The sequence below is a fragment of the Streptomyces sp. NPDC029152 genome (genome assembly GCF_055564355.1).
Genome location: NZ_JBVHWR010000004.1, coordinates 517,734 through 531,233 on the forward strand (window position 1 = coordinate 517,734; position 13,500 = coordinate 531,233).

General features: G+C 75.8%; 13 protein-coding genes. 5 read left to right on the plus strand and 8 right to left on the minus strand.

The window, feature by feature from the left end:
* Position 1: 1 nt before the first annotated feature.
* Entirely contained in the window at positions 2-1,222 is a 1,221-nt protein-coding gene (locus ACZ4V6_RS11830; RefSeq protein ID WP_467825422.1) for a trans-sulfuration enzyme family protein, read from the minus strand.
* Positions 1,223-1,282: 60 nt separating this feature from the next.
* Here ACZ4V6_RS11830 and ACZ4V6_RS11835 point away from each other — a divergent pair, with 60 nt between their 5' ends.
* Together ACZ4V6_RS11835 and ACZ4V6_RS11840 are read left to right on the plus strand one after the other, a co-directional pair.
* Positions 1,283-1,774 carry an Lrp/AsnC family transcriptional regulator gene (locus ACZ4V6_RS11835; protein WP_467825425.1) on the plus strand — a complete coding sequence of 164 codons (492 nt, stop codon included), beginning with the start codon at positions 1,283-1,285 and terminating at the stop codon, positions 1,772-1,774.
* Between the two features lie 78 nt (positions 1,775-1,852).
* Positions 1,853-3,541, plus strand: a complete 1,689-nt coding sequence (locus ACZ4V6_RS11840; protein ID WP_467825428.1) for a DUF885 domain-containing protein — start codon at positions 1,853-1,855, stop codon at positions 3,539-3,541.
* Between the two features lie 164 nt (positions 3,542-3,705).
* On the opposite strand, the gene ACZ4V6_RS11845 is transcribed toward ACZ4V6_RS11840, so the two are convergent.
* The gene (locus ACZ4V6_RS11845; protein ID WP_467825430.1) at positions 3,706-4,182 is read right to left on the minus strand and encodes a rhodanese-like domain-containing protein; all 477 of its coding nucleotides are present in this window, start codon (positions 4,180-4,182) and stop codon (positions 3,706-3,708) included.
* Positions 4,183-4,303: 121 nt separating this feature from the next.
* On the opposite strand from ACZ4V6_RS11845, the gene ACZ4V6_RS11850 reads away from it, so the two are divergent.
* Positions 4,304-4,750, plus strand: a complete 447-nt coding sequence (locus ACZ4V6_RS11850; protein ID WP_467825433.1) for an Lrp/AsnC family transcriptional regulator — start codon at positions 4,304-4,306, stop codon at positions 4,748-4,750.
* Between the two features lie 7 nt (positions 4,751-4,757).
* On the opposite strand, the gene ACZ4V6_RS11855 is transcribed toward ACZ4V6_RS11850, so the two are convergent.
* The 4 genes from ACZ4V6_RS11855 to ACZ4V6_RS11870 all read right to left on the minus strand — a co-directional run bounded on the left by ACZ4V6_RS11855 (position 4,758) and on the right by ACZ4V6_RS11870 (position 10,559).
* The gene (locus tag ACZ4V6_RS11855; RefSeq protein ID WP_467825435.1) at positions 4,758-7,751 is read right to left on the minus strand and encodes an AAA family ATPase; all 2,994 of its coding nucleotides are present in this window, start codon (positions 7,749-7,751) and stop codon (positions 4,758-4,760) included.
* Positions 7,748-8,911 (minus strand): exonuclease SbcCD subunit D, encoded by a 1,164-nt coding sequence (locus tag ACZ4V6_RS11860; protein ID WP_467825437.1) that lies wholly within the window; start codon positions 8,909-8,911, stop codon positions 7,748-7,750. The genes ACZ4V6_RS11855 and ACZ4V6_RS11860 overlap by 4 nt, the downstream gene beginning before the upstream one ends.
* 224 nt (positions 8,912-9,135) lie before the next feature.
* A complete protein-coding gene (locus ACZ4V6_RS11865) occupies positions 9,136-9,762 on the minus strand; it encodes a YigZ family protein (protein WP_467825440.1) in 627 nt (208 codons plus the stop codon).
* 53 nt (positions 9,763-9,815) lie between these two features.
* The gene (locus ACZ4V6_RS11870) at positions 9,816-10,559 is read right to left on the minus strand and encodes a hypothetical protein (RefSeq protein WP_467825442.1); all 744 of its coding nucleotides are present in this window, start codon (positions 10,557-10,559) and stop codon (positions 9,816-9,818) included.
* A 129-nt stretch (positions 10,560-10,688) separates the two neighbouring features.
* On the opposite strand from ACZ4V6_RS11870, the gene ACZ4V6_RS11875 reads away from it, so the two are divergent.
* Positions 10,689-11,096: a CoA-binding protein gene (locus ACZ4V6_RS11875; protein ID WP_467825444.1), complete on the plus strand. Its 408-nt coding sequence runs from the start codon at positions 10,689-10,691 to the stop codon at positions 11,094-11,096.
* 233 nt (positions 11,097-11,329) lie between these two features.
* Here ACZ4V6_RS11875 and ACZ4V6_RS11880 read toward each other — a convergent pair whose 3' ends face one another.
* Together ACZ4V6_RS11880 and ACZ4V6_RS11885 are read right to left on the minus strand one after the other, a co-directional pair.
* A complete protein-coding gene (locus ACZ4V6_RS11880) occupies positions 11,330-11,887 on the minus strand; it encodes a YbaK/EbsC family protein (RefSeq protein ID WP_467825447.1) in 558 nt (185 codons plus the stop codon).
* Between the two features lie 43 nt (positions 11,888-11,930).
* Positions 11,931-12,503, minus strand: a complete 573-nt coding sequence (locus tag ACZ4V6_RS11885; RefSeq protein ID WP_467825450.1) for a helix-turn-helix domain-containing protein — start codon at positions 12,501-12,503, stop codon at positions 11,931-11,933.
* 97 nt (positions 12,504-12,600) lie between these two features.
* On the opposite strand from ACZ4V6_RS11885, the gene ACZ4V6_RS11890 reads away from it, so the two are divergent.
* Positions 12,601-13,458: a DMT family transporter gene (locus tag ACZ4V6_RS11890; RefSeq protein ID WP_467825452.1), complete on the plus strand. Its 858-nt coding sequence runs from the start codon at positions 12,601-12,603 to the stop codon at positions 13,456-13,458.
* Positions 13,459-13,500: the final 42 nt, after the last annotated feature.

A 13,500-nucleotide genomic window follows, 5' to 3' on the forward strand; every position in this document is an offset into this window, starting at 1 on the left:
GTCACCCGGTCCCCGACAGCGCCTGTCGCGCCGGGGCCGCCTCCGTCCGCTCCCCCAGCGCGGCGTCCAGGTCGGCCCACAGGTCCTCGACGTCCTCCAAGCCGACCGACAGCCGCAGCAGCCGGTCGCTCACGCCGGCGCCGCGGCGGTCGTCGGCGTCCACGATGCGGTGGCTGATGGACGCCGGGTGCTGGATGAGCGTGTCGACGCTGCCGAGGCTCACGGCCGGGGTGACCAGGCGGACGCGGGCGATGACGTCGTGCGGGTCGCCGTGCACCTCGAAGGAGACCATCGCGCCGCCGATGCGCGGGTAGTGGACGCGGGCCACGCGGGGGTCGGCGGCGAGGCGCGCGACGAGTTCGGCGGCGTTGGCGGAGGCGGCGCGCACCCGCACCGGCAGGGTGGACAGGCCGCGCAGCAGCAGGTAGCCGGCCAGCGGGTGGAGCACACCGCCGGTGGCGAACCGGACCTGCCGCAGCCGTCCCGCGAACTCCTCGTCGCAGGCCACCACGCCGGCCAGCACGTCACCGTGCCCGCCGAGGTACTTGGTGGCGCTGTGCAGCACCAGGCGGGCGCCGTGCCCGGCGGGGCGCTGGAGGACGGGGGTGGCGAAGGTGTTGTCCACGAGCAGCGGCACGGAGCCGCAGGCGTGGGCGACGGCGCGCAGGTCCACCTCGGCGAGCGTCGGGTTGGCCGGGGACTCGACGATCACCAGGCCGGTGTCCGGGCGCAGCGCGTCCGCGATGCCCGCCGGGTCGGTCCAGGTGACCTCGGAGCCGAGCAGCCCGGCGGTCAGCAGGTGGTCGCTGCACCCGTACAGGGGCCGCACGGCGACGACGTGCCGCAGTCCCGCCGAGGCGCGCACCAGCAGGACGGCGCTCAGCGCGGCCATGCCGCTGGCGAAGGCGACCGCGGCCTCGGTGCCCTCCAGCCGGGCCAGCGCGGTCTCGAAACGGGCGACGGTCGGGTTGCCGAGACGGCCGTAGACCGGCGGGCCGTCCGGGTCGGCGCCGGTGGCGGCGAAGGCGTCGATGCGGGCGGCCTCGCCGCGGCTGTCGTACGACGGGTAGGTCGTGGACAGGTCGATGGGCGGGGCGTGCAGTCCCTGGCGGGCGAGGTCGTCGCGGCCGGCGTGCACGGCCTCGGTGGCCAGTGCCCTGTTCCCGGGTGCGGTGGTGCGTGCGTCGTCGGAGGGTGACGTGGGCGTGCGCGCAGAGTCCATGGGCGGAAGAGTGAACAGCGGACGGGCCACCGGGGGCGATCCCCGTGCTACGTTCGGCAGATGGCCGATTCCGTCGTACTGGATCCGGTGGATCTCCATCTGCTGCGGCTGCTGCAGAACGACGCCCGGACCACCTACCGCGACCTCGCCGCCCAGGTCGGGGTCGCGCCGTCGACCTGCCTGGACCGGGTGACCCGGCTGCGGCGGGCCGGGGTGATCCTCGGCCACCGGCTGGAACTGGATCCGGCGAAGCTGGGACGGGGGCTCCAGGCGCTGCTGTCGGTGCAGGTGCGCCCGCACCGGCGGGAGCTGGTGGGGCCGTTCGTGGAGCGCATCCGGGCGCTGCCGGAGTCGCGCACCGTCTTCCACCTGACCGGCCCGGACGACTACCTCGTGCATGTCGCGGTCGCGGACATGACGGACCTGCAGCGGCTGGTCCTGGACGAGTTCACGTCCCGCAGGGAGGTGGCCCGCGTCGAGACGCGGCTGATCTTCCAGCAGTGGGAGTGCGGTCCCCTGCTGCCGCCCGCCTCCCCGGGCACCACGCCCTGAGCGAAATCCGGCCGCCCGCGGTACCGGGCCGGGCGAAGCGGGCTGACGCGGCACCGGTATCCGTACGAGGATGTCCGCATGTCAGAGACCAAGAGCCCGCTGCCCCGCGAGGTCGCCGACGCCTACGTCGACGAGCTCATCGCCCTCGACCCGGTGACCGGCACGTATCTCGGTGTGGCCGAGAGTTCCAGCCACCTGCCCGACTTTTCCCCGGCGGGGCAGGAGGCCCTCGCGGAGCTGGCGCGGGCCACCCTCGCCCGGCTCGACGAGGCCGAGCGCCGGCCGGGCGGCGACAGCGACGTGGAGCGGCGCTGCGCCCGGCTGCTGCGGGAGCGCCTGACCGCCGAACTCGCGGTGCACGAGGCCGAGGAGGGCCTGCGCTCGGTCGGCAACATGGGCACGGCCGCGCACTCGGTGCGCGAGGTCTTCACGGTGACGCCGACCGGGACGGACGAGGACTGGGCGCGGATCGCCGAGCGGCTGCGCGCGGTGCCGGCCGCGCTGGCGGGTTACCGCGAGTCCCTGGCGCTGGGCCTCGAGCGCAAGCTGTACGCGGCTCCGCGGCCGACCGCGACCTTCGTCGAGCAGCTCGGCGAGTGGGCGGACACGGGCGGGGGGCGCGGCTGGTTCGAGGACTTCGCCGCCGCCGGCCCCGAGGCGCTGCGCACCGAGCTGGACGAGGCGGCGCGGGGCGCCACCGCGGCCGTGGTGGAGCTGCGGGACTGGATGCGCGACGTGTACGCGCCGGCGATCGAGGGCGCCCCGGACACGGTGGGCCGCGAGCGCTACGCCCGCTGGTCGCGCTACTACAACGGCACCGACCTCGACCTGGACGAGGCGTACGCGTACGGCTGGGCCGAGTACCGCCGGCTGCTCGCCGAGATGAAGCAGGAGGCGGAGAAGGTCCTGCCGGGCGCCGGGACGCCCTGGGTGGCGCTGGCGCACCTGGACGAGCACGGCAAGCACATCGAGGGCGTGGACGAGGTCCGCGACTGGCTCCAGGGCCTGATGGACCAGGCGATCGACGCGCTGGACGGCACCCACTTCGAACTCGCCGAGCGGGTGCGGAAGGTGGAGTCGCGCATCGCCCCGCCCGGCAGCGCGGCGGCCCCGTACTACACGCCCCCGTCGGAGGACTTCTCGCGCCCCGGCCGCACCTGGCTGCCGACGATGGGCCAGACCCGCTTCCCGGTCTACGACCTGGTCTCCACCTGGTACCACGAGGGCGTCCCGGGCCACCACCTCCAGCTCGCCCAGTGGGCGCACGTCGCCGAGGACCTCTCCCGGTACCAGGCCTCGGTGGGCATGGTCAGCGCCAACGCCGAGGGCTGGGCGCTGTACGCGGAGCGGCTGATGGACGAGCTGGGCTTCCTGACGGACGCGGAGCAGCGGCTCGGCTACCTGGACGCGCAGATGATGCGGGCCGTCCGGGTCATCGTGGACATCGGCATGCACCTGGAGCTGGAGATCCCGGCGGACTCCCCGTTCCACCCGGGTGAGCGGTGGACGCCGGAGCTGGCGCAGGAGTTCTTCGGCGCGCACAGCAGCCGCCCGGCGGACTTCGTGGAGAGCGAGCTGACCCGGTACCTGACGATCCCGGGCCAGGCGATCGGCTACAAGCTCGGCGAGCGGGCGTGGCTGCTGGGCCGGGAGAACGCCCGTAAGCGGCACGGCGACGCCTTCGACGCGAAGGCGTGGCACATGGCGGCGCTCTCCCAGGGTTCGCTGGGCCTGGACGACCTGGTGGACGAGCTGTCGCGGCTGTGAGCCCGGCCCACCGTCCGAAGCCGCCCTCCGCGTCGACGACCTGACCGGTGACCCGCTCCGCCTCGTCCGTGGTCCGGAACGGCGGGACCCTCTCCGGCACCGCCGTGGGCGGAGCGCCGCCCGGCTCCGCGTGCCGCACCCGTGCGGCAGGTCCCGCGCGCCCGTCAGCAGCCGCAGTCGGCCGCGTCCACCGGGGCGGTGAGCCGGTCGGCGGGGTGGCGCTCGGTGCCCTGCCGGGTCTCGTACGCGAAGCCCTCGCGCACCCAGTACTCGAAGCCGCCGAGCATCTCCTTGACCCGGTAGCCGAGTTCGGCGAGGGCGAGCGCCGCACGGGTCGCGCCGTTGCAGCCGGGGCCCCAGCAGTAGGTGACGACCGGCACGGCGGGGTCGAGGAGCCGGGCGGCCCGCTCGGGGACGAGCGCGGTCGGCAGGTGGACCGCGCCGGGGACGTGTCCCTGGTCCCAGGACTCGGTGGACCGGGAGTCCACGACGACGAACCCCGGGTCGCCGCCGGCCGCCAGCGCGGCGGCGACGTCGGAGGCGTCGGCGTGGAAGGCGAGGCTCGCCCGGAAGTACGCGGCGGCGTCGGCGGGGGCCGCGGGCGCGACGCGCAGCACGGGACTGGTGGTGGTGGCGGTCATGGTCCGGCCTTTCTCGGTGGATCTCCTGGCCAGAAACCTACGAGCGGGACGCGGCACCCAGAAGGGACGATCCCCGGCCTTCCTCTTGATCCGCCGGGGATTCCCCTGCTATCCATCCGGGATGACCACGTATTCCCCGGACGCCACCGACTGGCTCATCCTGGACGTCCTGCAGCGGGACGGGCGGACCGGCTTCGCCGAGCTGGCCCGGACCGTCTCCATGTCGGCGAGCGCGGTGACCGAGCGGGTGCGCCGCATGGAGGAGGCCGGGATCATCCAGGGGTACGCGGCCGTCGTCGACCCGGACCGGCTGGGGCTGCCGATCCTGGCGTTCGTGCGGCTGCGGTACCCGACCGGCAACTACAAGCCTTTTCACGACCTGGTGGCCGTCACGCCCGAGATCCTCGAGGCGCACCACGTCACGGGCGACGACTGCTTCGTGATCAAGGTCGCGGCCCGTTCGATGCGGCACCTGGAGGAGGTGTCGGGACGGATCGGCGCGCTGGGCTCGGTGACGACGAGCGTCGTCTACTCCTCACCGCTGCCCCGCCGCCCCCTGGGGCGCTGAGCCCGGCTCAGCCCGCGCCCCGCTGCCGCAGCACGGAACCCGACCGGCCCTTGACGACCTCCAGTTGGGCGTGGACGCGGCGCCGCAGGTCGGCGACGTGGCTGACGATGCCGACGCTGCGGTCCCGCTCGCGCAGCGAGTCGAGGACGTCGAGGACCTCGTCGAGGGTCTGGTCGTCGAGGCTGCCGAACCCCTCGTCGATGAAGAGGGTGTCCAGGCGGACCCCGCCCGCCTCGTCGGTGACGACGTCGGCGAGGCCCAGCGCCAGGGCGAGGGAGGCGAAGAAGGTCTCGCCGCCGGACAGGGTCGCCGTGTCCCGCTCCCGGCCGGTCCAGGCGTCGACCACGTGCAGTCCGAGGCCGCTGCGTCCGCGGCCGGTGCGGTCGTCGGAGTGGACGAGGGTGTAGCGGCCCGAGGACATCCGCTGCAGCCGTGCGGTCGCCGCGGCGGCGACCTGTTCGAGACGGGCCGCGAGCACGTACGACTCCAGGCGCATCCGGCGGTCGTTGTCCGCCGAGGTGCCCGCGGCGAGGGACGCGAGGCGGGCGACGCGGTCGTACTCCTCGCGCAGGGGGGCGAGCCGGCGCACCGCGGTGGTGGCGTGCGCGGACAGCCGGCCCAGTTCGGCGCAGCGCCGGGCGGCGGCGTCGCGCGCGGAGGAGGCGTCCCTCAGCCGCCGGCCCGCCTCGGCCGCGTCGCGTTCCGCGCGGGCGAGGTCGGCCGGCGGCTGCCGGGCGGCGTCGGCGGTGTCGGCCTCGGCGAGGACCGCGCGGACGGCGGCCTCCTCGGCCTGCCAGGCGTCCAGCCGCCGTTGCAGGTCGCGGTGGGCGGCGTCGTCCAGGAGCGCGTCGGCCGCCTCGCGCGGTGTGTCGAACCCGGCCCGGAAGGCGGCGTCCGCGAGGCGGGCGTCGGCGTCCTTGAGGCGCTGGGCGGTGTCCTCGGCGACGCGCGCGGCGTCGGCGGCCCCGGTGAGCAGGGCGGCCCGCCGCTCCAGCTGGGCGACCCGCGCGGCGACGCTGTCGGCCGTGCCGCGCGCCTGGGCCAGCTCCTCCTCCAGGGAGGCCTGTTCGCGCTGCAGCCGTTCCCGGTGGGCCACGCGGGAGGCGGCCCGGACGGCGGCCTCCTGCCGGGCCGCGATGCGCTGCTCCCGCTCACGCTCCGCCCGGCGCAGCTCCTCCTGGGCGGCGTGCAGCCCGGAGGCGAGGGCCCGCGCCCGCGCGTACCCGCGCTCCAGTTCCTCGGCCGCCTCGGCCAGTCGCTCCGTGGGGGTGTCCCCCGCCTCCGCCGTGGCGGCGGCGAGCGCCTCGCGCAGGGAGCCGAGGCGCCGTTCGGCGGCGGCGCGCCTCTCCTCCGCGTCCTGGTGGTCCGTCAGGGCCTGCTCCTCGGCCTCCCGGCCGACGTGCCCGGTGACCCGTCGCGCGGGGGCGGGGTGTTCGGTGGCGCCGCACACGGCGCAGGGTTCGCCGTCGGTGAGGTGTGCGGCGAGTTCGGCGGCGATGCCGTTCAGCCGCTGTTCCTTGAGGCCGAGCCAGTGGGCGCGGGCCTCGACGGCGTCCTGTGCCGCGGCCAGCGCCTGCCGCTCCGCCGCGTCCGCCTCGACGGCGAGCCGGTCCCGTTCCCGGGCCGCGTCCAGCCGCCGCCGCGCCGGATCACGCTGCACGGCGAGCTGTTCGGCGCGGGTCGCGGCCTCCTGCGCGGAGTCGACGCGGGCCTGGAGGCCGCCGCGGCGCGCCTCCCAGTCGGCCAGCCAGGCCTCCGCCTCGTGCCGGACGTCCTCGTCGGCCCGTTCCTGCCGGTCCAGCCCGGCGCGTTCCGCGGCGAGTCCGGCGAGACGCCCTTCCGCCCGCCGGGCCGACTCCAGTGAGCCCAGTTCCTCGGCGGTCCGGCGGGCGGCGGCGGCCAGTCCGGCGGCGCCGGCGCCGGCGAGGGCCTCGGGCAGCAGGGCCCGCGCCCGTGCCTCCGCTTCGGCCGCCCTGCGGTGTTCGGCGTCGGCGGCGTCCCGCAGGCCCAGGGCGGGGCCGACCGCTTCCGCCTTGCGGGCCCGCTCCATGCGTTCCTGTGCGGCGCGGTGGGCGTCGGCCCGCTCCGCCAGCCGTCCGGCCCGCTCCCGTGCCTCGGCGTACCGCCGTTGCAGCCGGTCCCGTTCCCGTGTGCCGGCGAGGTCGCGCTCGGCGGCGGCCTGGGCGGACTCGGCGGCGGTGAGCCGGCAGTCGGCCACGGCCAGCAGTTCCCGGGCGGTGCTGCGGGCGACGGCGGCCGCGCTCAGCACGGCCTCGGCGAGGCCCGGATCGCCGGGTGCCAGCTCCGGCAGGACCATGGCGTCGCCGGCGGCCTGCTGCATCCGGTGGGCGTCCGCGAGCAGCGCGGCGTCCCCTTCCCGCACCCGGGCCTCGGTCGTGCGGCGCCGCTCGGCGAGGCGCTTCTCGACCTCGGCGAAGCGGCGGGTGTCGAAGAGCCGCCCGAGCAGCTTGCCGCGGGCCTCGGCGTCGGCGCGCAGGAAGCGGGCGAAGTCGCCCTGGGGCAGCAGCACGACCTGGCAGAACTGCTCGCGGCTCATGCCGAGCAGCTGCGTGATCTCCTCGCCGATCTCCTGGTGGGAGCGGCTGAGGTCCTTCCAGGCCCCGGCCGTCGCGTCGTACTCGCGCAGCCAGGTCTGGGCCTTGTCGACGGTGGTGCCCCTGCCGCGCAGCTTGGGGCGTTCCCAGGGCGGCTGCCGGGTGACCTCCAGCCGCCGTCCGGCGACGGTGAGTTCGAGGCGCACCTCGGTGCGGGTGCCGACGGCGGCGTGGTCGCTGCGCAGGGTCATGCCCTGGCCGCTCTGCCGGGCGCCGGGGACGGAGCCGTACAGCGCGTAGCAGACGGCGTCGAGGACGGACGTCTTGCCGGCGCCCGTCGGTCCGTGCAGCAGGAACAGCCCGGCCGCCGACAGTTCGTCGAAGTCGACGCTCTGCGATCCGCCGAAGGGCCCGAAGGCCGTGATGTCGAGCCGGTGCAGCCTCACCGGGCCACCTCCCGGACGGTCTCGTCCGCGCGCACCGCGTCGAAGGCGTCCCGCAGCACGGTCTGCTCGCGGTCGTCGGGCCCCGCGCCGCGCACGTGCGCCACGAAGTCCTCCGCGATCTGCTGGTCGCTGCGGCCCGCCAGGCGCCGGGCGTAGGACACCGCCGGGTCGTCCGGGGCCCGGTCGGGGTCGAAGACGAGGCTGAGGGTGTGCGGGAAGCGCTCGGTGAGCCGGGCCATGGGGTCGGCCGGCCGTACGGGATCGGTGAGGGTCGCCTCGACCCACGCGTCCTCGTGCCGGGCCAGCTCCGGGTCGGCGAGCAGCTCCTCCAGGGCGCCCCGCAGCCGGGCCAGCGGGCGCGGCACGGGGCAGTCGACGCGCTCGGCGGTCACCGAGCCGCCGGCGTCCAGGTCGACGAGCCACACGCTCTTGCGGTGGGCGGCCTCCGAGAAGGAGTACGGCAGCGGGGAGCCCGAGTAACGGACGCGCTCGGTGATGGTCTGGCAGCCGTGCAGGTGCCCCAGCGCCACGTAGTCGACGCCGTCGAAGACGCCGGAGGGTACGGCGGCGACTCCGCCGACGGTGATGTCCCGTTCGCTGTCGCTCGGCTCGCCGCCGGTGACGAAGGCGTGCGCGAGGACGACGGAGCGGGTGCCCCGCGCGCGTGGGGCGAGGTCGGCGCGGACCCGGTCCATGGCGGCGGCGAGGACGCTCTCGTGCCCCGCCTTCTCGACTCCGAACTCGTTCTTCACCAGGGCGGGTTCGAGGTAGGGCAGCCCGTAGAAGGCCACGTCCCCGTGCTCGTCGGCCAGCACCACCGGGGTGCCGCATCCCGCCGGGTCGGTGCGCAGGTGGATGCCGGCGCGGTCGATGAGCCCGGCGCCGACGCCGAGGCGGCGGGCCGAGTCGTGGTTGCCGGAGATCATCACCGTCGGCACCCCGAGGCGGGCGAGGCGGTGCAGGGCGTCGTCGAACAGTTCGACCGCGGCAAGCGGCGGCACCGCCCGGTCGTACACGTCCCCCGACACGAGCACGGCGTCGACGTGGTGCTCACGCACCGTCTCGACGAGGTGGCCGATGAAGGCGGCCTGGGCGTCGAGCATGTTCACCCGGTGGAACGACCGGCCCAGATGCCAGTCGGACGTGTGCAGCAGTCTCACGAGTCCGCTCCGCCCCGCACGCCCACTCCCACCGCAGCCTCACCGTCAGCACGAACGACCGCCTGATGGCGGCCGGTCCGCACCACGCTAATACGTCCGCGCCCCTCGCCTCCCACGAACGCCCGTCCACACGGCGCCCGTCGGCCGGGGTTGTGGCGAAACGTCCGTTTCCTCGCGTCTCGAGGGTGAGGTTCCCGACCGGCGTCCCGGTCCGGCTCCCCGCCTCAGGCGTCCCCGTACGCCTCCCCGCCCAGCTCGAACCGGGCGGAGCCCGCGGTCGCGTCCGCCAGCCAGCCCCGGAAGGCGTCCACGTCGGCGTCCGGCAGGCCGATCTCGATGGTGACGGCCTCGGCGTACCGCACGTCGCGCACCTCCCGCCCGGTCGCGCGCAGCTCGTTCTGGAGCTTGCCGGCCCGCTGGTGGTCGACGGTCACCGTGGCCAGGCGGAACCGGCGGCGGGTGAGGGTGCCGAGGGCGTCCAGGGCCTCGCCGACCGCTCCGCCGTAGGCGCGGATGAGGCCGCCCGCGCCCAGCTTGACGCCGCCGAAGTACCGGGTGACGACGGCGACGACGTACCGCATGTCCCGGCGCAGCAGCATCTGGAGCATCGGGGCGCCCGCGGTGCCGCCGGGCTCCCCGTCGTCGCCGGCCTTCTGCACGGAGGCGTCGGCGCCGATGACGTACGCCCAGCAGTTGTGGTTGGCGTCGGCGTGCTCCCTGCGCACGGACGCGATGAACGCCTGGGCCTCCTCCTCGGTGGCCGCCGGGGCGAGGGCGCACAGGAAGCGCGAGCGGTTGACCTCGGTCTCGTGCACGCCCGCCCGGGGCACCGTGCGGTACTCGTCCTGCATCCGGCCAGCCTAGTCCGTGGCCGCGGGCCTTCCGGACGCCGCCCGGCGCGTGGTCAGGCCGGGGAGCCCACGTCACGGGCGAGGTCGAGGCCGAGAAGCCGGTCCGCGTAGGCGAAGGTCTCGAAGCGGGCGCCGTCCGGGACACCCGGGTCGGCCGCCACGCGGTGCAGCACCCGGAGGAGGGCGGGGGTGTCCAGGTCGTCCTCCCAGGCGGCCCGGAGCCGGTCGCGGACCTCGCCCGGGACGGGCCGGGAGGGCTGCCGTGCCCAGGCGGCGACCGTGCGGCGCAGCCGCGCGAGGGTGGCTCCGGCGTCGTCCAGCACGGTCGCGTCGAGCCGCACGGGGGTGCTCCGGTGCCGTTCCAGCAGGGCCAGGCGCAGGGCGTAGGGGTCGGCGCCGGCCACGGGGCCCCGCCGCGCCGGGCCGACGGGTGCGACGGCGACCGTCGCACCGTCGGGGGCGGCGACGCCCGCGGGCACGACGTGGAGGGACTGGACCGCGCCCGGGCCGCCCGGCCCGCCGGGTCCGCCGGGTCCGCCGGGTCCGTCCTCGAAGGGCCGGACGCCGAGGGCGGCGGCGTCCGCCCGCAGCCCGTCCCGCTCCCCCGCGCCGGCCAGCACCGCCCACACGGGCGTGCCGCCGAGCTCCAGGGCGCGGACGAGGACGTCGGCGACGAGCAGCACGCGCAGACCGGTGGCGTCCCGGTCCGGCGCGTGCGCCTCGACACGGGTGAGGCCCCGCCGGACGGGGGCGGCGGGGGCCGGATCGCCGGTCCGGGCGTCGATGATGCGCAGCACGGGGTGAGCGTAGGCGGACCGCGCCCCCGCCGCACCGCGGGCGCGCGCCGGAGGTGCCCGGGGAATCACCGCCCGCCGTCCTCGGTTGTCGGTGACGACCGTCCGTCCAGGAGTCCGAGGAGGCCGCCGGTGTACGGCGACGAGACGACCGTCCGCAAGATCCTCACCGAGCTGGGTGACACCTGGGCCGTGGTGGGCCTGTCGTCGAACCGGCAGCGCGCCGCGTACGGCGTCGCCGAGGTGCTCCGGCGCTTCGGCAAGCGGGTGGTGCCGGTGCATCCCAAGGCGGAGACGGTGCACGGCGAGCGGGGCTACGCCTCCCTCGCGGACATCCCGTTCGACGTGGACGTGGTCGACGTGTTCGTCAACAGCGACCTCGCCGGGGCGGTGGCCGACGAGGCGGTCGCCAAGGGGGCCGGGGCGGTCTGGTTCCAGCTCGGCGTCGTCGACGAGGCCGCGTACGGGCGGACCCGGGCGGCGGGCCTGGAGATGGTGATGGACCGCTGCCCGGCGATCGAGATCCCGCGGCTCGGCTAGGCCGCGACGCACGGTCGCCGCGGGTGTTCCCCGGCGCGGGGCGCCGACGTGAGGCACCCGTGACCGGGCCCCCTGCGCGCCGGCTCCGGTACCGCGCGACGCCGTCCGGTCGTCGTGGGCGCCGGTACCGCCGGGCTCACCGCCGGCGACGTCCCGCGCACCACCGGCGTCGACCGCCCGGCCCCGGAGGCCGGGAGCCGTGGGTCCGTCGAGCGGCGGCCCCGGCCGGGGCGTCAGGCGACGCCCAGCCCCTCCAGCACCACGGCCCCGGGCAGTTCGGCGAAGGCCTTGCCGGGCACCAGCAGCTTGCCGCGCCGGCGCCCGCTGCCGACGAGGACGTAGGACAGGTCGACGACGGCCGCGTCGACCAGCACCGGCCAGCCGGCGGGCAGGCCGACGGGAGTGATCCCGCCGTACTCCATGCCGGTCTCGCCCGTGGCCGTGTCCATCGGGGCGAACGACGCCTTGCGGGCGCCGAGGTGCCGGCGCACGGCGCCGTTGACGTCGACCCGGGTCGTGGAGAGCACCACGCACGCGGCGAGCGTGGTCTCGCCGCCCCGCCTGCCGGAGACCACCACGCAGTTCGCGGACCGCTCCAGCAGTTCACGGCCGTAGTGCTCGACGAAGACGGCGGTGTCGGCCCACTGCGGGTCGGTGTCGACGTAGACGATCCGCTCGGCGGGGACACCGCCGCGCCAGTGGCGCACGGCGTCGGCGACCGGGGCGGTCAGCTCGTCGAGGCAGTCCGGGGCGGGGGTGGCCCTGTCGAAGTGTCCGATGGGTGCGTGCATGGCCGCACGCTAACAATTCCGGGCCGCCGCGCGGCCGGTCGTCTCAGCGGACGGGCGGCACCGACACCGCCATGATCATCTCCATCGGTTCGTCCCCCTCGTTGGCGTACGCGTGCGGGGTGGCCGCCTCGAAGGAGGCGCTCGCACCCGTGGGCACGCGGTGGGCCACGCCGTCGACGGTGAGCGTGAGCTCCCCGGCCGTGACGTGCACGAGTTCGACCGTGCCGACGGGGTGGGGGTCGGAGGGGCTGCTCTCGCCCGGCATCAGGCGCCAGTCCCACATCTCCAGGGGGCCGGGGGCCTCGGCGCCGGCGAGCAGCCGGTTGTAGCTGCCGGCGTCGGTGTGCCAGAGCCGTACGGCCTGCTCGGCGGGGACGACGCGGACAACGGGACCCTGTTCGTAGTCGAGCAGGGTGGTGATGCTGACGCCGAGCGCGTCACCGATCTTGACGACCGTGCCGAGACTGGGGTTGGTCCGCGCCTGTTCGATCTGGATGAGCATGCCGCGGCTGACGCCGGCCCGCGCCGCCAGGGCGTCCAGGGTGAAGCCGCGCTCGGTGCGCCAGCGTTTGACGTTCCGCGCCAGGGACTGGGTCAGCAGGTCGAGGTCCGACACATTCCGTCCATTATTTTGGATGACACGGTGCAGTTCATTGAACTACGGTGGACTGCACCTGATCGTTCACTGAACTGTACTGCGAGGCGGCCGGATCATGACAGCGCTCTTCGCCCTGGCCACCAGCCTCCTGTGGGGCCTGGCCGACTTCGGAGGCGGGGCGCTGGCCCGGCGCACGCCCGCGCTCACGGTGGTCGTCGTCTCCCAGTCGATCGCCGTCGCCGTGCTCGGCACGATCGTCGCTCTCACCGGGGCCTGGAGCGAGGTCTCACCGCACCTGTGGTTCGCCGTTGCCGCCGGGCTGGTCGGGCCGGTGGCCATGCTCGCCTTCTACAAGGCGCTCGCCCTCGGTCCGATGGGCGTCGTCTCGCCGCTCGGCTCGGTCGGGGTCGTCGTCCCGGTCACCGTCGGCCTGGTCCTGGGCGAACGCCCGGGCCTGCCGCAGTTCGCCGGCATCCTGACCGCCGTCACCGGGGTCGTGCTCGCCGGCGGGCCCCAGCTGCGGGGCGCTCCGGTGCAGCGCCGGGCGGTCCTCCTCACGCTGGTCGCGGCCTTCGGTTTCGGCGCGGTGATGGCCCTGATCGCCGAGGCGTCGACCACGCTCACCGGTCTCTTCCTCGCCCTGTTCGTGCAGCGCGTCACCAACGTCGCCGCGGGCGGTCTCGCGCTGTGGGTGTCCGTCCGGCGCGGCGCGTCCGCGCTGCCGCCGGGCGGTTTCCCCTGGGGTGCGCTGCCGGCGCTGGCCTTCGTCGGGCTCGCGGACGTCGCGGCGAACGGCACCTACTCGATCGCCGCCCGGCACGGGCCCGTCACGGTGGCCGCGGTGCTCGCCTCGCTCTACCCGGTGGTGACGGCGCTGGCGGCACGCGGATTCCTGAGCGAACGGCTGCGCGGCATCCAGGCGGCGGGCGCGGGTCTCGCCCTGGTGGGCACGCTGCTGCTGGCGGCGGGCTGAGGCTGACGGGGCGGCACCGGTGCCCTCCCCCGCGCCTGCGGC